The sequence below is a fragment of the Enterococcus thailandicus genome, from assembly GCF_001886265.1.
GTDB classification, from domain to species: Bacteria; Bacillota; Bacilli; order Lactobacillales; family Enterococcaceae; genus Enterococcus_B; species Enterococcus_B thailandicus.
On record NZ_JXLE01000013.1, the window covers coordinates 15573 to 39233 of the forward strand.

General features: G+C 36.7%; 24 protein-coding genes, 1 tRNA gene and 1 other annotated feature (1 of these 26 cut by a window edge). Of the genes, 6 read left to right on the forward strand and 19 right to left on the reverse strand.

Annotated elements, in window-relative coordinates:
- Positions 1–138, reverse strand: a binding site (T-box leader) (it extends 115 nt beyond the left edge of the window).
- A 78-nt stretch (positions 139–216) separates the two neighbouring features.
- The 5 genes from RV17_RS09535 to RV17_RS09555 form a co-directional block, all read right to left on the reverse strand.
- Complete coding sequence (locus tag RV17_RS09535; protein ID WP_067482774.1) at positions 217–555, reverse strand: glycine cleavage system protein H; 339 nt, start codon at positions 553–555, stop codon at positions 217–219.
- Between the two features lies 1 nt (position 556).
- On the reverse strand, positions 557–913 hold the full coding sequence (locus RV17_RS09540; RefSeq protein WP_067482777.1) for an arsenate reductase family protein: 357 nt from the start codon (positions 911–913) through the stop codon (positions 557–559).
- Between the two features lie 4 nt (positions 914–917).
- On the reverse strand, positions 918–2105 hold the full coding sequence (locus RV17_RS09545; RefSeq protein WP_067482779.1) for an FtsW/RodA/SpoVE family cell cycle protein: 1188 nt from the start codon (positions 2103–2105) through the stop codon (positions 918–920).
- Positions 2106–2211: 106 nt separating this feature from the next.
- Positions 2212–2739, reverse strand: a complete 528-nt coding sequence (locus RV17_RS09550) for a GNAT family N-acetyltransferase (protein WP_071869094.1) — start codon at positions 2737–2739, stop codon at positions 2212–2214.
- The gene (locus tag RV17_RS09555) at positions 2723–3598 is read right to left on the reverse strand and encodes a LysR family transcriptional regulator (protein ID WP_071869095.1); all 876 of its coding nucleotides are present in this window, start codon (positions 3596–3598) and stop codon (positions 2723–2725) included. The genes RV17_RS09550 and RV17_RS09555 overlap by 17 nt, the downstream gene beginning before the upstream one ends.
- 160 nt (positions 3599–3758) lie before the next feature.
- Here RV17_RS09555 and RV17_RS09560 point away from each other — a divergent pair, with 160 nt between their 5' ends.
- Positions 3759–4802, forward strand: a complete 1044-nt coding sequence (locus RV17_RS09560) for a YeiH family protein (protein ID WP_071869096.1) — start codon at positions 3759–3761, stop codon at positions 4800–4802.
- A 90-nt stretch (positions 4803–4892) separates the two neighbouring features.
- Here RV17_RS09560 and RV17_RS09565 read toward each other — a convergent pair whose 3' ends face one another.
- The gene (locus RV17_RS09565) at positions 4893–5357 is read right to left on the reverse strand and encodes a methylated-DNA--[protein]-cysteine S-methyltransferase (RefSeq protein ID WP_071869097.1); all 465 of its coding nucleotides are present in this window, start codon (positions 5355–5357) and stop codon (positions 4893–4895) included.
- Between the two features lie 286 nt (positions 5358–5643).
- Between RV17_RS09565 and RV17_RS09570 the strand changes: the two genes are divergently transcribed.
- Positions 5644–6588 carry a glycosyltransferase family 2 protein gene (locus RV17_RS09570; RefSeq protein ID WP_067482794.1) on the forward strand — a complete coding sequence of 315 codons (945 nt, stop codon included), beginning with the start codon at positions 5644–5646 and terminating at the stop codon, positions 6586–6588.
- Between the two features lie 122 nt (positions 6589–6710).
- Here the strand turns inward: RV17_RS09570 and RV17_RS09575 are convergent, their stop codons facing one another.
- Positions 6711–6947, reverse strand: a complete 237-nt coding sequence (locus tag RV17_RS09575; RefSeq protein WP_067482796.1) for a hypothetical protein — start codon at positions 6945–6947, stop codon at positions 6711–6713.
- 123 nt (positions 6948–7070) lie between these two features.
- Here RV17_RS09575 and RV17_RS09580 point away from each other — a divergent pair.
- A tRNA-Thr gene (locus tag RV17_RS09580) sits at positions 7071–7143 on the forward strand.
- Positions 7144–7411: 268 nt separating this feature from the next.
- Positions 7412–7693 carry a DUF1905 domain-containing protein gene (locus tag RV17_RS09585; protein WP_082294022.1) on the forward strand — a complete coding sequence of 94 codons (282 nt, stop codon included), beginning with the start codon at positions 7412–7414 and terminating at the stop codon, positions 7691–7693.
- Positions 7694–7782: 89 nt separating this feature from the next.
- Here the strand turns inward: RV17_RS09585 and RV17_RS09590 are convergent, their stop codons facing one another.
- The 8 genes from RV17_RS09590 to RV17_RS09625 form a co-directional block, all read right to left on the reverse strand.
- Positions 7783–9273: a pectate lyase-like adhesive domain-containing protein gene (locus RV17_RS09590; protein WP_071869098.1), complete on the reverse strand. Its 1491-nt coding sequence runs from the start codon at positions 9271–9273 to the stop codon at positions 7783–7785.
- Positions 9274–9345: 72 nt separating this feature from the next.
- Positions 9346–11250: a pectate lyase-like adhesive domain-containing protein gene (locus RV17_RS09595; protein WP_249024361.1), complete on the reverse strand. Its 1905-nt coding sequence runs from the start codon at positions 11248–11250 to the stop codon at positions 9346–9348.
- A 243-nt stretch (positions 11251–11493) separates the two neighbouring features.
- Positions 11494–12123, reverse strand: a complete 630-nt coding sequence (gene upp / locus RV17_RS09600) for a uracil phosphoribosyltransferase (protein ID WP_067482804.1) — start codon at positions 12121–12123, stop codon at positions 11494–11496.
- Between the two features lie 551 nt (positions 12124–12674).
- Positions 12675–13919 (reverse strand): serine hydroxymethyltransferase, encoded by a 1245-nt coding sequence (gene glyA / locus RV17_RS09605; RefSeq protein ID WP_071869100.1) that lies wholly within the window; start codon positions 13917–13919, stop codon positions 12675–12677.
- A gap of 70 nt (positions 13920–13989) precedes the next feature.
- Complete coding sequence (locus RV17_RS09610) at positions 13990–15012, reverse strand: L-threonylcarbamoyladenylate synthase (RefSeq protein WP_071869101.1); 1023 nt, start codon at positions 15010–15012, stop codon at positions 13990–13992.
- A 196-nt stretch (positions 15013–15208) separates the two neighbouring features.
- Positions 15209–16045 (reverse strand): peptide chain release factor N(5)-glutamine methyltransferase, encoded by an 837-nt coding sequence (gene prmC, locus RV17_RS09615; RefSeq protein ID WP_071869102.1) that lies wholly within the window; start codon positions 16043–16045, stop codon positions 15209–15211.
- Positions 16038–17111 carry a peptide chain release factor 1 gene (prfA, locus tag RV17_RS09620; protein WP_067482813.1) on the reverse strand — a complete coding sequence of 358 codons (1074 nt, stop codon included), beginning with the start codon at positions 17109–17111 and terminating at the stop codon, positions 16038–16040. The genes prmC and prfA overlap by 8 nt, the downstream gene beginning before the upstream one ends.
- Before the next feature lie 2 nt (positions 17112–17113).
- The gene (locus RV17_RS09625; RefSeq protein ID WP_067482815.1) at positions 17114–17704 is read right to left on the reverse strand and encodes a thymidine kinase; all 591 of its coding nucleotides are present in this window, start codon (positions 17702–17704) and stop codon (positions 17114–17116) included.
- Between the two features lie 247 nt (positions 17705–17951).
- On the opposite strand from RV17_RS09625, the gene RV17_RS09630 reads away from it, so the two are divergent.
- Positions 17952–18551: a class I SAM-dependent methyltransferase gene (locus RV17_RS09630; protein ID WP_067482817.1), complete on the forward strand. Its 600-nt coding sequence runs from the start codon at positions 17952–17954 to the stop codon at positions 18549–18551.
- A 618-nt stretch (positions 18552–19169) separates the two neighbouring features.
- On the opposite strand, the gene lepB is transcribed toward RV17_RS09630, so the two are convergent.
- The 4 genes from lepB to RV17_RS09655 all read right to left on the reverse strand — a co-directional run bounded on the left by lepB (position 19170) and on the right by RV17_RS09655 (position 22006).
- A complete protein-coding gene (gene lepB / locus RV17_RS09640; protein ID WP_067482821.1) occupies positions 19170–19742 on the reverse strand; it encodes a signal peptidase I in 573 nt (190 codons plus the stop codon).
- 247 nt (positions 19743–19989) lie between these two features.
- Complete coding sequence (locus tag RV17_RS09645) at positions 19990–20766, reverse strand: DUF6681 family protein (RefSeq protein WP_071869103.1); 777 nt, start codon at positions 20764–20766, stop codon at positions 19990–19992.
- Positions 20763–21224 carry a hypothetical protein gene (locus RV17_RS09650; RefSeq protein WP_067482825.1) on the reverse strand — a complete coding sequence of 154 codons (462 nt, stop codon included), beginning with the start codon at positions 21222–21224 and terminating at the stop codon, positions 20763–20765. The genes RV17_RS09645 and RV17_RS09650 overlap by 4 nt, the downstream gene beginning before the upstream one ends.
- Positions 21225–21319: 95 nt before the next feature.
- A complete protein-coding gene (locus tag RV17_RS09655; protein WP_067483114.1) occupies positions 21320–22006 on the reverse strand; it encodes an epoxyqueuosine reductase QueH in 687 nt (228 codons plus the stop codon).
- A 195-nt stretch (positions 22007–22201) separates the two neighbouring features.
- Between RV17_RS09655 and RV17_RS09660 the strand changes: the two genes are divergently transcribed.
- On the forward strand, positions 22202–23602 hold the full coding sequence (locus tag RV17_RS09660) for a TrkH family potassium uptake protein (protein WP_067482827.1): 1401 nt from the start codon (positions 22202–22204) through the stop codon (positions 23600–23602).
- The last annotated feature ends 59 nt before the right edge of the window (positions 23603–23661 follow it).

Sequence of the window (23661 nt, forward strand, 5' to 3'; positions counted from 1 at the left end):
CACTCCCGTAGTAAGTTCGCTTATGCTCACTCACTCTGCTCTAAGACCATCTTCCATCTCATGTTCGTTACCCATTTTCAGCGAACAGGGCTCTCTTCAAACGTCTGTGAAATGTACTCTTCTTTTCAAAGCTTTCATGTAATTGCCTTTGATTATAGCAAGTAGAAATTCCAGTGTCAACAATTTTTAAAACTAGAATACTTAATCAAAAAATGATTATAGGTTTTCAAAATCCTGTGGATCAACCTCTTTAAAACTTAAAATCCAAGCATTCATTTCGTCTTCATCATTTAAAATGTTGATATCCGCATCGATTTTTTCATTTACGGAAGAAATCGTTCCTGTAACTGGGCTGGCAATTTCGCTGACCGCTTTTTCTGCTTCAACTTCAAGCAACGGTTCCCCTTTTTGATACGTCTTGCCAACTTTTGGTAAATTGATAAAAGTAACTTGTCCTAATTCTTCTTGTGCTTCATTCGTTAAACCAATGCAGTATTCTTTTCCGTTAAATAAAACCCAAAGATTTTCAGTTTTCTTCAAATGTTTGCCTGCCATGTTAAACTAACGCTCCTTCATAAGTTTTTTCATTATAACCAACTGTTACTACCTGATCTTCTTTCACTAAAAGTGGACGTTTAATCAACATTCCGTCAGTTGAAAGTAGCTCACTAGCTTCTTCGATTGAAAAACCATCGATTTGTGATTTCAAACCTAATTCACGATATTTCATCCCGCTCGTATTGAACAAACGACGCATCGGTAAATCTGTATTCGTTAACCAAGTCTCAATTGTTTGAGCGGTTGGTGTTTCTTGAACCATATCGACTGTTTGATAAGCAATCTGATGTGTATCTAGCCATGCTTTTGCTTTTTTGCAGGTCGAACATTTCGGATACCAATAAAATGTGTACAACGTCTTACCTCCTAGATGTTTTGTCAGGTGTCTCGTTTTGGAAACGCATGGATAGAATTAAACCAATCCCAATCATATTTCCCAAAATAGATGAACCACCTTGACTAATAAATGGTAGGGGAATCCCCGTTAGTGGTAGTAAACCAATATTTGCGCCAATATTTTCAAAAACATGGAACAATAACATCATGATTAATCCACTAGCGATATACGCATAAAATTCATTATTTGTGTCAAAACAAACGCGAATCATTCGATAAATCAAAATAAAATATAAAAAGATCACGAACGCGCCGCCAATAAACCCAAAATTCTCGCCAATCACTGTAAAAATCATATCTGATTCACGAACAGGTACATATACATCACTGGTATTGAACCCTTTACCTAATAATCCACCAGAACCAATTGCCAATAAGCCTTGGGCAGGTTGATAACTCATACCAGAAGTATCGTGGAAAGGATCTAGCCACGAATCGATCCGAGCAAATTGATAAGACTTAAAACCAACTTTATATAATAAATCTCTTCCGCCTTCTGTCGTAACTAAATAGATCAGCCCTGCCCCAACAACTAAAGCGATCACTACGACAGGAATGACAATTTTCCAAGAAATCCCTGACATCAAGAAAATCCCACCAAAGATAGCCAAGAAAACTAGCATCGTTCCAAAATCATCTTGTGCCATAACTAAAGCTAAAACAGGTAACGTTACAAGCAACATCTTAGCAATCAGCCACAAATCATTTTTCGTCGTTCGTTCTTTCAACTGACTGTTGTGCTTGGTCACGATTAACGCCATCATCAAAATGTACGCAATTTTCATTAATTCCGCTGGCTGAAAAGTGAAGGAGCCAAAACTAAACCAGTTTTTTGACCCAGTTACCAATGCGAGCTGTTTGTCATAAAATTTGAGTAGCAATCCCATGACTACTAAACCCAGACCATATAAATAGGGTGTTAACTTCCAAATCCATTTGGAATTCAGGTGCATAATAACAATAATTGCTACAGCTCCAACCATGTACCACACGGTTTGCATCATTACACCTCGAAAGACAGATGGATTATTCGGATCGTGACTAAGTGCTACGTATAAAGAAAGTAATCCAATTAAACATAAAAGGAACACTGGTAAAATGACACCGTAGTCAATCCGATTATCGTTTGACGCTCTTTTTTTCTTTTCCATGTTTCATCCCTTTTCCTAAAACCATACTGCTATTTATTATAGCGGTCTGATTCTATAATTGAAAGTCTCAGCAAATGAGATTTGGGAAAAAATTAACTTTCCATCACTAAATTCCAAAAGCCGATGAATATTGAATGACACCAGCAGTTTTCACTGGTTTTTCTCCAATAAATTTTATCAAAGAGTACGCGTCGGGCACATCGAAAGGCAAACGAATTTGGGCTTGACTTGCTGGGAAGTACCCAAATTTTTGATAATACGCAGGTTCACCTAAAATACTGATTGCCACATAGCCTAATCGTTTCGCTCGTATTTCGAGTTCTCGAAGAATTGCAGCACCCACTCCTTGACGCTGACAAGTTGAACTAACTGCTAATGGCGCAAGTACTAATGCTTGGTATGCTGAATCTTCAGATAAGATATTGATTTTTGTCAGTAGTCCATAGCCAACTATTTGATTTTCTTTTTTCGCCACTACTTCTAACTCTGGAACATACGCCTCAGTTCCTCTTAATCGCTCAATCAATTCATGCTCATCGCCATCTCGATGCTCTGCCGTTAAAAATGCCTCATAAACCATTCTCTTAGTCGCTGAATAATCCTCTGGTTTAATCGTTTCAATCAAAAATTTCATTGTTCTCACCTTTTCTCTGCTTGATTTCTTTTTCATGAAAGAATGTTTTTAGCTTCTGCTTCAGCCAATCGTAGACGTCTGGAATTAGGGAGTTTGTACTACTATGACCAGCTACAATAAAAATATCCCTCTTTTGTAAAAAATTACCTAGCGGTTGCCACTTCATATCCTCTGTAATCGATAATGATGACACGATTGATTTTCCAACACCTTCACGAATCAGTTGTAATAACAGTTCATTATTGTTCACATAGATGATTTGTGGATGTAAATCAAACTCATTCAAGTATAATTCATTAAAGAAACGTATACCAGAATCTTCTTCACGAATTAACCAATGCGCTGCTTCAGCATCACCAGCCAAAACCAATTGGTCTTCTAAGATGATTTCTTTACGAATATCATTTGTTGCTAACGGCTTCTCCAACAAACCAATGTCCGCGTGCCCAGCTTGAACAGCCAAAGCAACCTCGTTTGAATTCATCATGTTAATACTGAAATCAATTAACGGAAAAGTTTCAACTAAAGATTTCATTACTTTGGGTAACAAATAAATTGCGGTCGTATGAGAACAAGCAATGACACAATTTTCTTTAAAGTTATCTTTTTTGGCAGCTTGGGCAACCGAAGTAAATAATTCATTCATGACTGCTAAAAATTTAGGATATAAAAAATCAGCTTCTTTAGTTGCTGTAATTTTCTGCTTGCCATTTCTCAAAAACAATTGAATCTCTAACCGATCTTCTAACTTTTTGATTTGTGAAGATACTGTCGGCTGTGAGATGAACAATCGCTCTGCCGCAATACTAAAATTCTGTGTTTCATAAACAACTAAAAATGTCTGAATCCATTCAAACATTACGTTCACTTCTTTCTATTTCTTTTTTACTATTGTAACTTGTTAGCCTTAACATTACAAAACATAATCATAAATATAGTAATTATCAATTTTACAAATAGTTATTTTCTCTCTATAATACAGCTATCAGTTAAAATATTACTAGGAAGGATTCTGATTCATGAATAATTTATCAATACACCAAAATAAAACAGCGATGGCTCGCTTCAAACAGATTGCACCTGGTCTAGGATTGTCAATCATTGTCGCAGCCATTAGTCGTGTTTTAGCTATTTTTTTACCTACATTAGGAGGGGCAACAATTGCTATCTTATTAGGGATTCTTTTAGGAAACACGTTGTTCAAACAGCCAGTATTAGCTACTGGGACAAAGTTTGCAGAAAGTTTCTTGCTTGAATGTTCTGTTTTCTTATTAGGCGCAACAGTAACTGTTCAAACGATTGCGCAAATTGGCGTCAAAGGAATCTTTTTTATTCTTTTACAAATGACAGGGACAATCTTGGCAGCATACTTTATCGGGAAAAAATTATTATTTTCTGATACTGCTTCATTGATGATGGCAGGTGGTAACGCAGTCTGTGGTTCGTCTGCCATCGCAGCGATTGGGCCAAGCATTCGCGCTGACGAAGAAGAAAAAGGACAAATCATTACGTTAGTTAACTTATTAGGAACCGTAATGATGTTGACTTTACCATTTTTAGGTCTTCAGCTTTTCGGTGCTAATCTCATCGAAAAAAGTGCACTTTTAGGTGGAACACTTCAATCTGTCGGTCAAGTTGTTGCCGGAGCTAGCTTTTTAGATGCTTCTGTTGTTCAATTTTCAATGCTCTTCAAAATCTTACGTATTGTATTACTCGTAGTTGTAGTATATATTTTTGAAAAAGTAATGGTTCGTAAACACCCCGAAAACTTTGTTCAAAATCTTCAAGATGTGAATAAAAGAAAATTACCACTACCATGGTATGTCTTAGGGTTTCTAGCATTTTGCCTAGTCAATAGCGTGTTCACGCTACCGACTGTGATTGATCACACTGCACATTTTATCAGCACTTGGTTTGAAATCACTGCGCTAGCTGCCATTGGTCTTCGTTTAGACTTTGTCAAATTTATGAAAGAAGGTCCACGATTTTTATCTTATGGTCTTGCCGTAGGTCTTTGTCAAACGATTTTAGCGGTAGGTTTGATTTGGCTCATTCGCCTATAAAAATCCTCGCTTACAATAAAACAGGAGAAAAAGTATGTCAGAATCTTTCTGACATACTTTTTTTGTGCCTCTAACTTTTTCTATTCATCTTTATTCTGAAAGAATTTTTTCTAATAAAAGCAATTTACGTTTCTTGGCTAACCCTTCTTCTCCATTGCCCATGTAGCCCGTTAACTGACCATTATGGCCGATTACTCGATGGCAAGGGACAATAATTGGCAGAGGATTTACTCGATTCGCTTGCCCAATTGCGCGCACTGCTTTCGGGTTGTCAATTGCCTGAGCAACTTCTTTGTAACTACGAGTTTCGCCATAAGGAATATTGATTAATGCTTGCCAAACATCTTGCTGAAATGCCGTACCTGTTTTAATCGATAATGGAACTGTAAACGCTTCTCGCTTTTCAGCAAAATATTCTGTAAATTGTTCTTTGGTCAAGTTCAAAATTTCCTGATTAGCATTTTCGCTCTCTTCAATCAAAGTAAAGCTAACTTTTGTTACTCCTTTTTCGTCTGCGTCAAACCAAAGATCCCCAGCAATTGTGTTCATCTTCATGATTTTCTTTGTGCCTACTCAACAGATGTGTGGTAGACTTTCCTCCTTAGAATTGTATGTAAAAAATAATCTTTAAAACTATTTCAAAAGTTTGCTTCATCATCTACTATCTCAGGTAAAATTGCAACTGGAAGGAGCTTTCTTCCTGTTTTTTAGCAATTTCTTTAAAGAAAAATTTTTTTAATTTTGAATGAAATGCTACACTAGACATATCACTAAAAAGCATAATACTCAACTTATCAACTAACCAAGTACTAGTTGTTGAGCAACAGAAAGGAACAAACGAATGAAAGTCTCTATCGTCGTACCCTGCTTTAATGAAGAAGCAGCAATTCCACTCTTTTTCCAAGAAGTTGAAAAATATCGTGGAACTTATACTTTTGAATACTTGTTTATTGATGACGGGTCCAAAGATCAGACCTTACCTGTCATCAAAGAATTAGCTAATGCCTATGATTCCGTGCGGTTCGTCTCATTTTCCAGAAATTTTGGAAAAGAAGCTGCATTATATGCTGGCTTGCAAGCTGCAACAGGTGATTTAGTCACCGTCATGGATGTTGATTTGCAAGACCCGCCTGAATTGTTACCAAAAATGATTGAGCGTATCTTGACCTCTGATGTTGATTGCATCGGAACAAGACGATCTACTCGGGAAGGCGAACCAGTAATCCGTAGTTTTTTTGCCAAAAAATTCTATCAATTGATTAACCGAATCAGTGATACTGAAATGGTGGATGGCGCCCGCGATTTTCGTTTGATGACGCGTCAAATGGTCAATGCTGTTTTAGAATTAACAGAATACAATCGTTTTTCTAAAGGTTTATTCAGCTGGGTTGGTTTTAAAACAGAATATATTTCTTATGAAAATCGTGAACGTGTAGCTGGAGAAACTTCATGGTCTTTTTGGAAGCTGTTAAGTTATTCGATTGATGGCATCATCAACTTTTCTGATGCACCGCTTACCTTAGCTGCATTAATTGGCGCACTTTCTTGTATCGGTTCAGGGATTGCAATTTTATTTATCATTGTTCGCGCTCTTTTATTCGGCGATCCCACATCTGGTTGGCCTTCTATGGTTTCAATTACCTTATTCATCGGTGGAATCCAGTTGTTGTGCCTTGGTATTATTGGCAAATATATTGGGAAAATTTTCCATGAAACCAAGCGTCGTCCTATTTATATCATTCGTGAAACAGAGAAAATGAAACCTCATCAAATTGATTCTCACTAAAACATACGTCAATCAATACAAATTTTTTTAACGAGGCTGGGATAAAAATAAATCCTAGTCTCTTTTTTATTTTATAAAAAGACATAGAAAAAACCATCTCACTGGTACGAGATGGTTCATGACTAAATTTTTTGTAATTGTTTGTAATTAATAATAACTACGCCTTTGCTTTGGGTCATCAGGTTGGCATTTTCAGCAGTTTCATCAATTTCAACCACTGCAGAATTCTTAAGCTGCTTTGAAATCGTGCCAGTTTGTGGTTTTCCATGTACTGTAAAAGTGACGTGAGTGTCAATTGTAAATTTTTCACCCAATTCTGACGGGACGACATGTGTATCAAATTTTCCAAAAGTTGCCATTTCATAAAACCTGCCTTTCATTACAATTATAGCACATTTTATGAAAAAAATCATGAAATTGATAAAATCTACGAATATCTCTTTACATTCATTAAGATTGGGTTTATAATTTCTTTGGCATTTGCCAGCTTAGCTCAGTCGGTAGAGCAACGCACTCGTAACGCGTAGGTCACAGGTTCGATTCCTGCAGCTGGCATAAAAAGGTTGTGAAAGAAGTGACCTGCTCCAACAAATAAGAATAAATTTTCGGAAATTGCTTCCCAAATTTTTGTAAAATTTAGGCTTATTTGGAAGGAGTTACTTCTTGAACACCGTGAATGAAGTTGTGGCACAAAGTACTTGGCTGCAACTAAACAAATGCAAGAGTCTTGGGCATTCACTTGTCTTAGGCTCTTTTTTATAGCAAAAATTACTTATTTATTTTATATTGAAAAATACCTCACAGCAAAAGGAAGTTTACTATGATGAAAAGTTATCAGTTTGAATCAAAAATTTATTGTTCTGAAGCTGGCAAAGGTGGGGCCTACGTTATCTTTCCTTACGACCTCCGAAAAGAATTTCATCAAGGGCGTATAAAAGTCCATGCTACTTTTGATGGTGAAGATTATCAAGGAAGTATTGTAAACATGGGAGTGAAGAATGAAGACGGCAGCATTTGCTATATTCTCGGTATAAAAAAAGAAATTCGAAAGAAAATCAAAAAGGAGATTGGTGATACTGTACTCGTTACCGTTCACCCCATTTAAATCGTTAACAATAACCTATCGCATAAAAAAATGGACTCTCTTGACAGTGAGAGCCCAGTTTTTATTTAGTACTTTTTCTCAACGTTTTTTTATTTAACGTTAACAGTTATATTTAGGCTGACCTTATCATTATATTCTTGATGAACTTCAATAATAGTGCCCGTTAGCTGTGCAGGAATGTCCATTACCCATTGTTTATCTTCGTCAACAGTTGTCCTTCCAATTTCAACATTGTTTACTTCTGCAATAACTGTTGCTCCTTTGAAACCTGTTCCTTGTAACTCGTCATCAACAGATGTTACTTCGCTTTGAATAGTAGGTGGCAATAAAAGCCACGGTGTATCATCATTAACGAATGAACCGCCAATTATTTTTCCTACTTGATTCGCCATAAAATCAGCCGAAAAATCTTCGTTTGAAGAGGAAATCATTTCCTGAACAGCAGTACTGCCAATTCCAGTAAGTGAAAATTCTGCTTCAACTGGTTCAGCATAAATTTGATCTGGTGTTTGAAGAAGCGCCCGACCACGCACCCAAGTTTTTACCCCTTCCTTAGAATTCAGTTGGATAGTTGCTTTTCCACCAATATTGCTCCCAAAAATAGTTCCTAATTTTTGACTATTATTATTTACAATTTTAAAGTTGGCTCCTTCTTCAAAAATAATTTTTCCATTACTCATAATTGTTCCCTGTGCTTTTGTACCAACCGCTTCAAAAGTAGCGCCATCTTTTACTGTAATATCGGTGTTCTTTCCAACAATTCCTGTACTGCCACTTATTTTTGAGGTACTTCCAGATGCAAAATATGCAGAACTATTATTATCAACACTAATGGCAGAACCACCAAATCCATGAACTTCTAACGCTCCTTCATTAGTCAATGTCAGATTTGAATTGTTGTGTATTCCGTGAAGTGTACCTTGAACGTTTAAAGAAGCATTTTCCCCAATCGTAACATTTGGATTCGTACCGATCATATCAATTCCATTTGTTGCGGGATTAGGATAGCCCACTCTTGCACGCATATCTGCAATTGCATTCGGTAAAATTGTTAGTTTATTTCCTTGAAATGCCTCTTCTAAATTGGAAACACATTTAAAGTTTCCTGCAACTTGTAATTCACCAGAAGGCAAGTAAGTAAATTGATGCCCATTTTCAAAATCAACATTCTCAACATTCAATACAACGTTAGGTTGATCGCTCCAAAATACCCCATAGTTATCGGTATTTTCAATTTTTATATCTTTTAATGCTATCTGGGCATCTTCAACAGTGACCTTTATTTGAAATAGATTGGCATTGATTTTATGGTTATTGCCATAAATCGTTTTATTTTTAGCATTAGCTAAAATCGTTGCTTTTAAGTCCAGATCATTTTGCAAACTAATTTCTGTAATCGAACTGTCAATCAGAGCAGCCTTTAACTGTTCAGGAGTAGACACTTCTGCTAATCCTTTATACACTTCAATTTCATTTTGTCTCTCAGCATTCGAAATTGTTTGTGCTAAGCCAACACTTCCGTTCATCATCACTGCGCAAGTGAATAATGTCACGGAAAAATAAATTGCTTTTTTTATCATTATTCTTTCCTCCAAGAAATAGTTGATTTGCTAAGTATTTTGTTAACTCTGCAAGTTATTGTACGTTATCATTTATTTTACGACTAAATAGCCAATGCCATCTTTATCTAATGGCGCAATGGTGTGACTACCAACGGTTGTTTCTGGAATTTCAGTAAAGATGTGCGCATAGTTATCACGGACAGCACTTGCGACATTTAAGTCTTGTGTTTCTTTAAAGTCGCCTACTTCAAGTGTGATACTTAATTTATATTCGCCTGGTTCTAGCCCAGCTAGCACTGTATCTTCAACAATTGCTTGATAGCCATTGAAAACGCCAGTGTTGTACCAATCATGGTTTGCACAAGCAAACGTTCCGACCTCTGTTCCATCCGTTGCTGTTAGATGAAGCGTTTTCTTCACAGCATCTTTATTTGTTAAGTCTAAGCTTCCGTTATCAATTGAACCTTCTAAAATCAGACCATATCCTTGCCAGTAACCTAATTTAAAAAAGTTAACTGTTTGATCCAAATGACTAACGACTTGTGAAACAAACTCACTTTCGTTTCCGTCAACAACTTGATTCACATCAATTTTTGTTCCTTCTGCTTGTGGCTCAATCGAGATTGTCCAGCGACCATCTGCCCCTACTACTCCAGTTCCAAGCAGCACGCCGTCTACGTAAGCATTAATTGTTGCTCCTGGTGTACCAAGACCAGTTAACTGCTTATCTTTGTCATTCACAACGTTAAAAACAGGTGCATCAATTTTTTCTCCGACGTAAGTTCCACCTTGAATTTTACTTGTTTGTCCTGTGACATATGTACTCGAAAAATCTGCATTACTTGATTGCATGTTCGTTTGTTTCACACTCGATAGATAGCCTGACAACGTAAAAGTAGCTGTTGTTTTCTGGTACACTTTATCTGGCTGGCTTGCTTCACTATTTCCCAAATTCCAAGTATTGATTCCTCTGGTTGAAGCAATGCTGACATCTGTTGGAGTCGTGTAAGAACCCATGACAACTCCATTTTTATTATGATTTGTAATTGAGAAATTTGCGCCATCTTCAAACACAATCTTTTCACCTGCGATCAAAGTTCCTTGTGTCCCTTTACTTTCTGCAACAAAATCTGCACCTGTTCGTACAAATATACTTCCTGAAGTGGCTTCAACTGCTTCTTCAATTGTGTCTCCGCCATTTGCCTTCGTACTACTTCCTGCTTCAAAATTCATTTTACTCTTTGAAGCTAAATGAATTGCTTGATGTAGCTTTGAGGTAACTTCCAAATCTCCTTGATTTGTCAATATAAAATTAGTTCCGCCATAAATGCCAATTGAACTAGAATTTAATGTAAAGCTTGCACCTGTTCCAATCGTTAATTTCGCTTGGTCATAATCCATTGACACTGGCGCCCAAAGAGTAGAGTCGTTTTCAAATAAAACTTCTGCACCCGTCGTTAATTCTATTTCTTTTCCTTGAAAAACTTCCTCTGTATCCGAATGACTACTAACTTTTCCAGCTAGAATCAATTTCCCGTTTGGTAAGTAAATCATTTGCTTCCCACTATGGGTAATATTTTCATATGTAATTTGCACATTTTGATTGTCACTCCACAATAAGCCATAAATATCTGTGTTGATAATCGTTGCACTATCAATGGACCCGATTGACGAATCTTCATTAAAATATATTTGATAAGAATTCGCATCTAATGTATGACCGTTTCCATGAATATGTTTTTCTCCTCCCTGAATCGCTACAGTTGACTCTAATGTCAAATCATTCGCTAATGTGATATCTGAAACGTACTCATCACTTAAAGCATCTTTTAGCTCTTGCCAGTTAGCAACTTCGACTTTCCAACCCTTATCTTCCAACAGAACACTGTCAGAGATTGCGCTTTCATTCCCTTGTATTACTTGTCCACTTACCGTACTTGTTAACAATAACGTCGATAACAATACTCCTACTAACAAGCCATTACGAAACACCACGTTTTCCAAAACTATACCTCCCGTTATTTTTATATAGAATTTTAATTCTAAAATAATTATACCAACAGAAAAACAAGACAGTCAATATAGATAAAATAAAGAATACATGTTTTTTTAATTTCAAAAAAAGTTATTTAAAACCATTTTGATTCATTAGATAAAATAAAAGATACCATTCTCTCCGTATTAGAAAGAGAATGGTATCTTTTATTTCTTAACTAAATTTGAACTTATAGCCTTTAACTATTTTGTTCCAAATAAACGGTCACCAGCATCCCCTAAACCAGGAACGATGTACCCTTGTTCATTTAATTTTTCATCAAGAGCTGCTGTGTAGATATCAATATCAGGGTGTGCTTCTTGTAAAGCTTTCACGCCTTCTGGTGCAGCAACAAGACAAACAAATTTAATGTTTGATGCGCCACGTGCTTTCAAAGCATCAATAGCCATGATTGCTGAGCCACCAGTTGCTAACATTGGATCAACAACAAATAATTGACGTACGTCGATGTCTTCAGGTAATTTAACGAAATATTCGTGTGGTTCTAATGTTTCTTCATCACGATATAAACCAATATGGCCAACTTTAGCAGCAGGAATCAGTTCTAAAATTCCATCAACCATTCCAATACCTGCACGCAAGATTGGTACGATTGCTACTTTTTTTCCAGACAATGTTTTTTGTGTTGATTCTGTAATTGGTGTTTCAATGACGATATCTTCTAGTGGCATATCACGTGATACTTCATACGCCATTAACATAGCGATTTCATCGACAACTTCACGAAAAACCTTTGTTCCGCAGTTTTTGTCTCGAATAATAGTCAGTTTGTGTTGAATTAATGGATGGTCGATCACTTGAAATTTGCCCATTTTTAGCTCTCCTTTGTTCTGTCGTTTCTTTTTTATTTTAAAACAAAATTATCAGTTTAGCTAGTCCGAGTTGCCTTTTTCCGGAAGAAAATCATAGTCTAGTTTAATTTGTTTAAAAATAATCAGTCAAATTTTTGAGGAAGTCGCTTCAACTTTATCAAATCCTCATTCTCTTCCAATTGCTTTTTTCTCTATGAGAATACACTCAACTGTCATCTGTTCAACCAACGTATTAAAAAAGTTTTTCGCAAAAAAGGAGTTATGACAAAACTCTTGTCATAACTCCTTTTTACGAATAAACGGTGTTCAAGAAGTAACTCCTTCCAAATAAGCCTAAATTTCACAAAAATTTGAGAAGCAATTTCTGAAAATTTATTCTTATTTATTGGAGTTGAACACTTCTTTCACAACCTTATCCACGGTGTTCCCAAAACAACTCCTCGATATAGTTTGCCTACTCCTCAAAATATGAAAAGTTGTGTGTTTGCTCACTATCTTGTCGGAGCTAAGCATTTTGTGTCACAATCTACCAAATAGTTTTACCTTAAAATTTATTTTGAATACAAAGGATATTTTTGAGTCAACTCACGAACGCCTTGTTTTACTTCGTCTAACTGGGCATCGTCACCTTTTGATTGTAAAGCTTTCACAACAAGTTCAGCTACTTGAGCTGCGTCTTCTTCTTTGAAGCCACGTGTAGTGATTGCAGGTGTCCCAATCCGGATACCGCTTGTCTTGAACGGGCTTAATGTTTCAAATGGAATTGAGTTTTTATTTACTGTGATATTTACACTATCTAAAATTGCTTCTGCTTCTTTCCCATTAAGATCCATCTCACGAACATCGATTAGCATCAAATGATTATCAGTGGCACCTGAAATAACACGCGTACCCGTTGCTTGATTGAACACTTTAACCATCGCTTTAGCATTGGCAACAACTTGTTCGCTATACTCTTTGAACTCTGGGGCCAAAGCTTCTTTAAAGGCAGCCGCTTTTCCAGCAATCACATGCTCCAATGGACCACCTTGGATTCCTGGGAAGACAGCACTATTGATTTTTTTCGCTAATTCTTCACTGTTTGTTAAAATCATTCCACCACGTGGACCGCGAAGTGTTTTATGCGTTGTTGTTGTTGTAATATCAGCATATGGTACTGGGCTAGGATGAACACCAGCAGCTACTAAACCAGCAATATGTGCCATATCAACCATTAAATTTGCGCCGACTTCATCAGCAATTTCTCTGAATTTCGCAAAATCAATTTCTCTTCCATAAGCACTAGCACCCGCAACAATTAATTTTGGATGATGTTTTCGTGCTAAAATTCGTACAACATTGTAGTCAATGACTTCTGTTGTTGGATCAACGCCGTAAGCCACAAAATGATACGTTTTCCCACTGAAATTTACTGGTGATCCATGTGTTAAATGTCCACCTGCAGAAAGATCCATACCTAAAATCGTATCACCAGGTTCTACCAAGGCAAGGTATGCCGCAGTATTTGCTTGCGAACCAGAATGTGGTTGAACATTTGCAAATTTGGCACCAAATAATTCTTTGGCACGGTCAATTGCTAAATTTTCCACGATATCAACAAATTCACAACCGCCATAGTAACGATGTCCAGGATATCCCTCAGCGTATTTGTTTGTTAAAATACTTCCTTGTGCTGCCATCACCGCTTCAGAAACAACATTTTCAGAAGCAATCAGCTCCAAATTATTTTCTTGTCGCTCTTCCTCACGTGCAATTGCATTCCATAGATCAGGGTCAAACGTTTTGTAGTCCACCACAAACAACAGCTCCTTTTAACTAGTATACTGCATTGTATCATACTAAAAATTCATCGTAAAAAGTATTAGACTATTTTTCAAAATAATTTTGAGCCGCCGCTTTTTTCAAACGGTTCATGTAAGCGACACCTAACCCTTCGTTAGGGAAAACTTGAACAAAAATCAAGTCCAATCCAAGCAGTGGTTCATCTAAACCACGTAGACCTGCAAACAAACCTTTTGCCGCCGCTTCAATAGAATCATCATGAAACATATATACAGCTGCTGTATCAAATCGTGTCTCTTCTGCAATTTTTGGTCCAGCAATCACGCCTGTTCTGAACCCTTTATTTTTTGCCCATTGGATAGCATCTGCCCAATCATTATCATGAACCATCAGGACTTTTGTGTCAGGTGAATAATGTTTATATTTCATTCCTGGTGCTTTCGGTGTCTCCGATTCTTTCACTAAATGCTTGTCAACAGAAACTTCTCCTACAACTTCTTCCAATTGCTCTTTGGTCACTGCACCTGGTCGTAAAATCATTGGCACTGCATCAGGATTACTTAAATCAATTACGGTTGATTCTACCCCAATTCGAGTTGCTCCATCCTCGAGGATTCCAGTAATTTTCCCATGTAAATCGTGGTACACATGATCTGCCGTTGTTGGACTTGGCTTACCTGACGTGTTTGCACTTGGTCCTACTAAAGGCACACCCGCTTGGCGAATAACTTCAAGTGTTTTTTTGTTATCTGGCATTCGAAAAGCAGCTGTGGATAAGCCACCTGTTACGACACTTGGTAACTTGTTCTTTTTGATTTCAAAAATCATCGTCAACGGTCCAGGCCAGAAATTTTCAACAATTTTAGCTGTTGCAGGATGAAAGTTATCCACATATTCTTTTACTTGGTCAAACGAAGCAACATGAATGATCAATGGATTATCTTGTGGTCGTCCTTTCACTGTAAATACTTTCGCAACTGAATCGGGTAAAAGTGCATTAGCACCTAATCCGTAGACCGTTTCTGTAGGAAAAGCCACCAGTGAGCCATCGCGTAATGCTTGGGCCGCTTCTTTCAATTCTGATTCATTATATCGTTTTGTTTCCACAGTTTATCCACATCCTTTTTTTTGAAAATCCTTGATTTTTAACGATTTATCCTCAGGTTATCCCCAAATTGTTGATAAGTTATTTGTCAATAGTGGATAAGTATGTTGATAAGTTTTAAAATCGCTTTTTTAACTGTTATATCAGTGTTTTTTTATCATAAAAAAACACTAAAAAATTTTTTCATCCACAGACCTGTTAATAAACTTGAATCATTCGTTCATTTCCAGATAGATCTTTTTTTACTATGACCGTTTTATGCGGAAATGCCTGTTGAAAGATGTTTTGGACTGCCTCTCCTTGACGAAAACCAATTTCAAGAAAAATCTTTCCTTCTTCAGTCAAGACGTCTGGTGCTTCCCTCGCAATTTTCCGATAAATCGCTAAGCCATCAGCTTCTGCAAATAATGCCATTTTAGGCTCAAACGTTCGAACACTTTCATCCATTAAATCCCATTCTTTGTGACTAATATATGGTGGATTAGAAATAATTATGTCAAAATGTTGATCTAAGACCGGCTCCAATGTATCACCGAGATAAAAATCGATTTCAGCTTGTTCTTTTTCAGCATTTTCTTTTGCGACATCCAGGGCAGACGCAGATAAGTCTACTGCCGAAACTTGCCATTCTGGTCTTTCAGCCTTTAAACTAATGGCAATTGCACCTGTTCCCGTTCCAATGTCAATAACGGCTTGTTCAGAACCAGCTACTTCCGCCAAACACCAGTCCACCAGTTCTTCTGTTTCTGGGCGTGGAATAAGAGTTGCCTCCGTTACTTTTAGTCGATGACCATAAAAATCTGCATAGCCCAGTAAATATTGGGGGGGATGATTTTCCAGCAATAATTTCATATCCGTTTGGATCAAGAGCTGGTCAGCTTCTGAAATCACCTCATTCATATGCAATAACCAATCTAATTTTTGCCATTGTTTTCTTTCCAGAAATAAGAATTGGATACTATAACCTTCTTTGCCTTGCGCCTCTAAAAAAGAAGAAGCCCCTAACAAGGCTTCTCGATATGTTTTCTTATCCATTTTGCATAGCTTCCAGTTTAGAAGTTTGATCATACATAATCAAGGCGTCTACGATTTCATCTAATTTTCCAGCTAAAATTTGATCTAATTTTTGGATCGTTAAACCGATTCGATGATCGGTTACTCGATTTTGTGGGAAGTTATACGTACGAATACGCTCTGAACGATCACCTGTACCAACAGCTGATTTTCTAGTTGCATCATACTCACTTTGTGCTTCTTGTTGAATTTTATCATACACGCGCGCACGTAGAATTTTCATTGCTTTTTCTCGGTTCTTCAACTGTGAACGTTCGTCCTGCATTGCGACCACGATTCCTGTTGGTAAGTGAGTCAAACGAACAGCAGATGCCGTTTTATTGACGTGCTGTCCACCGGCACCAGATGCATGATAAATATCTGTACGAATGTCTTTGTCTTCAATATCAATTTCAACTTCTTCTGCTTCTGGCATAACAACAACTGTAGCTGTTGATGTATGGATGCGCCCTTGTGATTCAGTTGATGGCACACGTTGTACGCGGTGTGCGCCACTTTCATATTTTAGTTTTGAATACACGTTTTCGCCCGTAATCATCATGATCACTTCTTTGTATCCGCCAATACCAGTAATATTCGCTTCCATCACTTCGGTTTTCCAACCTTGTGCTTCTGCATATTTTTGGTACATATTGAATAAATCACCTGCGAACAAGGCTGCTTCGTCCCCGCCAGCAGCGCCGCGAATTTCCATGATGATATTTTTATCATCATTAGGATCTTTTGGTAAAAGTAAGATTTTAATGCGGTCTTCTAAAACTTCTTTTTCTTTTTTTAGATCTGATAACTCTTCTTTTGCCATTTCAGCCATTTCATCATCAAGCTTTTCGCCTAAAAGTTCTTCCGTATCAGAAATTCCTTGGACAACTTCTTTATAACGACGATAAACTTCAACTGTTTCGCGTGTGTTTGCTTCTTCTTTTGATAATTCCATGAAGCGTTTTGTATCCGTAATTACTTCTGGGTCACTCAGTAACTCACCCAGTTCTTCATAACGGTCTTCAATTGATTGTAATTGATCGTACATGCTTATTCTCCTTCTTTGATAACTGGTGGGTGAAAATAATGATGTCTACATACTGGATAGTAAGCTTCATTTCCACCAATTTGGACTTGATCCCCTTCATAAACAGGCTGATCGTCGATATAATGTAAATTCATGATTGCTTTTTTGTGACAGAACCAACAGATTGTTTTCATTTCTTCAATCTTGTCTGCATAAAGCAATAAGTATTTTGATCCTTCAAATAACTCATTTCGAAAATCATTTTTCAAACCAAATGCCATAACTGGAATATTTAGTTCGTCAACAATTCTTGTGAACGCAATGACATGTTTCTTCTTCAAAAATTGCGCTTCATCAATCAAGACACAATAAGGTCTTTCTTCATCAATCATTTGGCTAATCAATTCAAATACATCTGTTTCTTCAAAAACTGGTATGGCTTCTCGCTTCAAACCAATTCGGCTTGAAACTACACCAATCCCATCACGTGTATCAACACCACTGGTCATTAATACGACATTTTTCCCTTGTTCTTCGTAGTTATGCGCTACTTTTAGAATCTCAATTGTTTTGCCGCTATTCATTGCGCCATATTTAAAAAAAAGTTGTGCCATTTATCCGTTCACCTTCCAGTTTGTTCCTAAGGTATTATACTTGATTTTCATCATTTTTTACAGTGACAATTTTTAACCATACTGAAATAAGTTTGAAAAGTCATTTTTATTTGTCTTAATTCCATCTCAACAAAGAAGTGATTCTCCTTGTTTTTATTTGAAACAGCTCGATAAACGTTGTTTCAGCTAACCTAAAAAATTTATGTTACAATCAATTTCTTATCAACGATGTTAAAGGAGACTTTCTATGTCTGAAAATATTTTTAATCAAATGGCCAATCATTATGACACACCTGACAGATTGGCGCTCGCAGAAATTATTCGTGCAGAAATTCGTCAAAATTTACCCAAAGAAACAAACCAAAAAGTTTTTATTGACTATGGTGGCGGTACTGGACTTGTTAGTTTACCTTTGGCAAAGTTATTCAAAGAAACTTGGATCATGGATGCTTCTAAAGCAATGTTAACTGTTGCTGACCAAAAAATAACTCACAGTCACTTAAATAATGTGCATACTCAGTTAGCAGACTTGACGAAGGATTTACCGAGTCAAAAAGCAGATCTTTTGCTGGTATCTTTAGTACTTTTACATATCCCCGATACTAAATTGATTCTGAAAAAACTAGCAGAACTATTAAACCCTGGCGGTCAATTATTCATTGTCGACTTCAATAAAAATGAAGCAGTCAACCATCCAAAAGTCCATAATGGATTTGAGCAAGAACCTTTGGAGCAATTGTTGGCAGAAGCTGGACTAACACCCCTCAAGCTAGAAACTTTCCATGAAGGAGAAAACCTTTTTATGAGGCAACCAGCTTCTTTGTTCTTAGCTATTAGCCAGAAATAAAAAGGGGCTGGGGCAAAAGTAGCCTAATGGATAGAAAAAAAGCCTAAAACCCGTTTTTGAAAACGTTGATTTAGGCTTTTTTTATCTGTTAAGAACGACTGGATTTTTAGTTTTGTCTCAGTCTCTTTTTCGTTAGCTGTGTTTTACCTTTCGTCCTTCGGGTTGCACTCTTTTCTACAATCATTATTTTTCCGTAAAATGAATAGCTATTTTTTGAAAGAACTTCGTATTGCTTGAAGCTAAACGCTTTATTTTTTCGAAGCTGAGTGCTTGAAGCCACAACCTTCTCCTCGGTGCTCAAGAAGTAACTCCTTCCAAATAAGCCTAAATTTCACAAAAATTTGAGAAGTAATTTCTGAAAATTCATTCCTATTTATTGGAGTTGAACACTTCTTTCACAACTTCTTTCTCGGTGTTCCCAAAGCAGCTTCTTCGGTAATAAGNTAATTTCTGAAAATTCATTCCTATTTATTGGAGTTGAACACTTCTTTCACAACTTCTTTCTCGGTGTTCCCAAAGCAGCTTCTTCGGTAATAAGTTCTCTTTTCATAAAATATGAAAAGTTATTTTTAGAAAAGATTCCTTATCACTTGAAGCTAATCACTTTGCGCCACAACCTTAACTAATCAACGAAATTTCTGTCAACGGCCAATAACGGAAAACTACTTTTCCCTGAACCAATTTTTCATCAACTAAACCAAAAATTCGGCTATCTTTTGAAATCAAGCGATTATCGCCTAAAACCAAATAATTTCCTTCCGGCACCGTGTACTCAAAATCACTAGTGAAATTTGTCGAATTTTCTGCTTGAATTTGGAATGACTCATTATAAGAATACTCGTTTTGCAATTTGTCATCGGCAAACTTTTCTTTGTATTCATCCAAATAAGATTCATCATATTTTTTCCCATTGATTGTCAGCTGGTCATTGACCATCTTCACTGTGTCACCAGGCATCCCAATTATTCGTTTCACGATCATCCGTTCTTCGTCTTCCGGTTCTTTCGTGGTAATAATATCAAAACGTTCATATTTTGAAATTTTAGATGAAATCAATCGTTGTCCATCACTCAATGTTGGATCCATCGAATGACCATTGACAGTTACTGGTGTAAAAACAAAAACTCTAGCTAGCAAAATAGCTGCCAAAACGAGAATTAATACGCCCCAGTTTTTCAAAAAATTTTTCACACTATCCCTCCTTTTTTCTTTGCATTCGTTTTTTATTCTCTTTGTTCATTTAAAAATAAAACTGATAACATAAGATTATGCTTACCTTTTATTCTACATTTTTTACAGAATAAAGAAAAGAAAAAGTGTCATTTTTAGTGACCTCTGTGTTTTCGATTTTAGGCATAAAAAAAGAAAAACTTGCCACTTTCCAAAAGAAACAATCTGCTTTCTTTTGGAAATTCTTTACTAGCAAGTCTCACTTCTTTTATGAATGTTTTCGACGCTGGCTTCGACTGTAAACAACAGGCTCTCCTGTAGCTGCTTGCAGTTGCTCTTTTTTCGCTATCAATTTTAGACGATATGGCTCATGGTAGCGCAGACCATCTTTCACGAAATCACCACCAACAATAAAAAGCCCTACCGGATTAATTGTTTCCTGACCAGCTTTTGCATGAATTTTGCCGACCTCAACTAACTCTGAATAGTTTTTTCCAATCTTCAAGACATATTCTTGTTCACTTACTTTTTTGACGTAATAATATGGATATAACGTATTACGATCAACTAAAAAGCCATCCATTCGACCAAGATCATTAACCTTGATTTGACCCTCTGCAATCAAATAACTCATATTTTCAGCCAATTGCAGTTGATAATCTTCATTATAGTCAACAGTCACTTCTTCTGTATCTACTGATTGAAGTGTGTTTCCAGTTTGAATGCCACCTTCCGTTTGAATATTGAAAGCTTCATCTGGCAAGTACTTAACGAACACTTGTGTGACATCTGCTTTCGAGTTTTTGTCAAAAAAGTAATAGAAGATGTTTAAAACGATAAAATAAACTAAAACTAAAAAAACAATTCCATAAAGGAAAAACTGTAAATAATTCTGATTTTGCCACAAACCAAAAATGATTCGCAATAAATACATCGTTGGAATCACGCTTAAAATCGTGTATCCTCGATTCAAATATTTTGGACTAATATCCAAATAGCCTAAAAATTTGTGCACACCATTAATCAAATCTAATAAAAATGTCATTGATTCTCACCTGCTTGCTGATTACTCATTTGCGTTCCCGCTTTTTGTGTTGCAACGTCGTCCTGCGAATTCGCTGTCTCTGCTTCCGGCGTGGTATCATTTCCAGTCGCATCACTAGTTGTAGTGGCATCATCTTCCGTTGCAGAGGAATTCGTGGTTGGTGTTTGGTTATTCGTATCGTTATTCTCTGAACCAGAATCAATTACACCAAAATTATCTTTTGAACTACTTGTAGGTGTTTCATAAGTTGTTGAATCCGTTGTTTCAGCCCCTGTCTCTGTTGACTGGGTGTTTGGTAATGACGAACTAGTTGGTGTCGTTTCTTCTGTAGTTGGCGGCGTGGAGTTTGAGCTAGGAGCCCGATAACTTGAGCTATTAACTACGCCGGTTGCAGTTGCCACGATTGTGGAAATGGTTAACACTGCGATTGGTTTTAAAATCGGTGCTACTTTTCGCATCATATCTCTTCCTTTTCTAGTATCATCTGATCTTTCTATGTTACTTGATATTTATCATAATTCTTTTATTTTTTTCTTACGTTTTTATGAAGTTTTTATTGATTCGCTAGATATTCTTTCGCTTCACGATTCACTTTTTTCAAGTCAATCCCTTGTTGTTTGGCAGAAAATACACAACCACAATAACATTGACGATAGATATCATATTCCTTACACATCTGAATCGAGCGTTCATAGCCCTTATTTTTCTTGAAATCACTAGGCAAATAATGGGTGCCATATATTTTTTGGATATCCATTCCAATTTGATTGATCAATGCCGCATTTTTTTTGGGCGAGATTGTTAGGGCACTCCCAAAGTAATCATAGCCTAATTCTTGTGCCTTTTGTGCTACTAAATCTAATCGCATATTAAAGCAAGCTGTGCAACGTGCACCACCTTCTTTTTCATTTTCTAACTGATTTTCCAACACCATTTTGTTAAAAACGCTAGGACGATACTCATCGACAATTAGTTTCACTTGATGATTCGTATTTTCGTTAAATTCATCAACAAACCGTTGTTGCTCTGCTAACCGACGTAAATATTCACTTTTAGGATGGATATTTGAATTCGAGAAAAATAAAGTGACTTCTGCATGCTCTGACATAAATTCTAATGTGTGCGTGCTGCAAGGAGCACAACAGGTGTGGATTAAAATGGTTGGCTTTTTTTGTGCCAGTTCCCATTGTTTGATCATTTTTTTTAGAACAGAATCATAATTTATTTTTTGATTCTTCATTTTTTCAACTATTTCTGTGGCATCAACTACTTCCGTCACGCCAGCTCACCTCTTTTTAAAATATTGCTTCATTATATGCTATTTTTTCATAAACAAAAAGACGAATCTCACACTTATTTTAGCGATTTTTTTGAGCTTTTGCATTTGCACCTGTTATACTGTTAGCAACAACCCAAAGAAGGAGGCTTACTTTTTTTGAAGATTGAGCTTTTTTTGCGTAAGACGCAACGACACACGCAACGATTTATCACGAATCACTTTACTTCGATTCAAATTATTGTGTCTTATTATATTTTGATGACTATCCTTTCATTAGGATTGTTTTATTTACCTGTTTTCCGAGAAAAAGGTAGCCACGTTCCATTTGTCGATATGCTATTTATGGCAATCAGCACGGTTAGCGTAACCGGTCTTTCTACTTTTGATATCAATTCGGTATTCAATGATTCGGGCATTATTTTATTGGAAGTTCTATTTCAAATCGGCGGGTTAGGAATCATGATGATTTCGACTGCTTTCATTATTTTATCCAAAAGGCGCATTACGTTGCGTCAACGGCAATTAATCATGACCGATATGAACCAGCCACGACTTTCGGGAATTGTGCGCTTGATTCGGACAACTTTTTCCATTTTGATTTGGTTTCAAGTAATCTTTGGTACATTATTTTCAATTTATTTCTACTATCAAGGGTACTTTGAGCGCTGGCGTGATGCTATCTTTTACGGTTTTTATCAAGCAATCTCAGCCGTAACCAACTCTGGCTTTGACGTGACTGGTGACTCCATCAAGCCTTTTGCTCATGACTATCCATTTCTGATTGCTATCATGTTTTTGATCTTCATTGGTGGGATTGGTTTTCCGGTTCTAATGGAAGTTCGCGAGTGGTTTTTGTATCGAAAACGAAAAGAACGCTTGCCTTTTCGCTTCTCTTTATTTACCAAATTAGCAGTTCTGGCATTTATCATTTTATTTATTAGTGGCACACTGTTGATTTATTTACTGGAAAAAGATCACCTCTTTCATTCTTCCAGTCAAGGTGTCCAGTGGATTAATTCCATGTTTTATTCAATGACTACCCGGAATGCGGGACTTCAAATCCATGATTTAGGTAATTTTCAAATCACCACATTAATTGTCTTTTCATTGCTCATGTTTATCGGATGTAGTCCAAGCTCTGTCGGTGGTGGAATTCGAACGACGACTGTTGCAATCATTGGGCTTTATCTGTACTCTTTCTTAAAAAGTGAAGATAATATCAATATTTTTGGGCGAAGAATCGATGATGATGATGTTCGTAAATCAGTCGTTGTGTTTATGTTATCCCTAGGTATGTGTTTCTTTTGTATCCTATTTCTATCTGCAACAGAAGAACAATCTCTAATAGCTATTATTGTAGAGGTCACATCTGCTTTTGGGACAACTGGTCTTTCATTAGGTATCACCCCAGATCTTTCTGTCATTGGAAAAATCACGATTGCTGGGCTGATGTTTATCGGACGAATCGGTATGCTTTACACCTTGATGTTGTTCGTGCCAAAAGAGACACGAGATTTGGGTTATGAATATCCTTCAGAAAAAATTATTATTGGGTAATCTCTTCTATATGAAAAAAAGAACGTTCTTGATTCTATCAATCAAGAGCGTTTTTCTTT

Excerpts from the sequence above, each read along its gene's own strand:
- RV17_RS09560 (WP_071869096.1), top strand. The coding sequence starts at position 3,759 with ATGAATAATTTATCAATACACCAAAATAAAACAGCGATGGCTCGCTTC.
- RV17_RS09570 (WP_067482794.1), top strand. The coding sequence starts at position 5,644 with ATGAAAGTCTCTATCGTCGTACCCTGCTTTAATGAAGAAGCAGCAATT.
- RV17_RS09535 (WP_067482774.1), bottom strand. The coding sequence starts at position 555 with ATGGCAGGCAAACATTTGAAGAAAACTGAAAATCTTTGGGTTTTATTT.
- RV17_RS09625 (WP_067482815.1), bottom strand. The coding sequence starts at position 17,704 with ATGGCACAACTTTTTTTTAAATATGGCGCAATGAATAGCGGCAAAACA.
- RV17_RS09585 (WP_082294022.1), top strand. The coding sequence starts at position 7,412 with ATGAAAAGTTATCAGTTTGAATCAAAAATTTATTGTTCTGAAGCTGGC.
- RV17_RS09545 (WP_067482779.1), bottom strand. The coding sequence starts at position 2,105 with ATGGAAAAGAAAAAAAGAGCGTCAAACGATAATCGGATTGACTACGGT.
- RV17_RS09645 (WP_071869103.1), bottom strand. The coding sequence starts at position 20,766 with ATGACATTTTTATTAGATTTGATTAATGGTGTGCACAAATTTTTAGGC.
- RV17_RS09565 (WP_071869097.1), bottom strand. The coding sequence starts at position 5,357 with ATGAAGATGAACACAATTGCTGGGGATCTTTGGTTTGACGCAGACGAA.
- RV17_RS09555 (WP_071869095.1), bottom strand. The coding sequence starts at position 3,598 with ATGTTTGAATGGATTCAGACATTTTTAGTTGTTTATGAAACACAGAAT.
- RV17_RS09630 (WP_067482817.1), top strand. The coding sequence starts at position 17,952 with ATGTCTGAAAATATTTTTAATCAAATGGCCAATCATTATGACACACCT.
- upp (WP_067482804.1), bottom strand. The coding sequence starts at position 12,123 with ATGGGCAAATTTCAAGTGATCGACCATCCATTAATTCAACACAAACTG.
- RV17_RS09575 (WP_067482796.1), bottom strand. The coding sequence starts at position 6,947 with ATGGCAACTTTTGGAAAATTTGATACACATGTCGTCCCGTCAGAATTG.
- prmC (WP_071869102.1), bottom strand. The coding sequence starts at position 16,045 with ATGGATAAGAAAACATATCGAGAAGCCTTGTTAGGGGCTTCTTCTTTT.
- RV17_RS09655 (WP_067483114.1), bottom strand. The coding sequence starts at position 22,006 with ATGAAGAATCAAAAAATAAATTATGATTCTGTTCTAAAAAAAATGATC.
- RV17_RS09650 (WP_067482825.1), bottom strand. The coding sequence starts at position 21,224 with ATGCGAAAAGTAGCACCGATTTTAAAACCAATCGCAGTGTTAACCATT.
- prfA (WP_067482813.1), bottom strand. The coding sequence starts at position 17,111 with ATGTACGATCAATTACAATCAATTGAAGACCGTTATGAAGAACTGGGT.
- RV17_RS09550 (WP_071869094.1), bottom strand. The coding sequence starts at position 2,739 with ATGAAATTTTTGATTGAAACGATTAAACCAGAGGATTATTCAGCGACT.
- RV17_RS09590 (WP_071869098.1), bottom strand. The coding sequence starts at position 9,273 with ATGATAAAAAAAGCAATTTATTTTTCCGTGACATTATTCACTTGCGCA.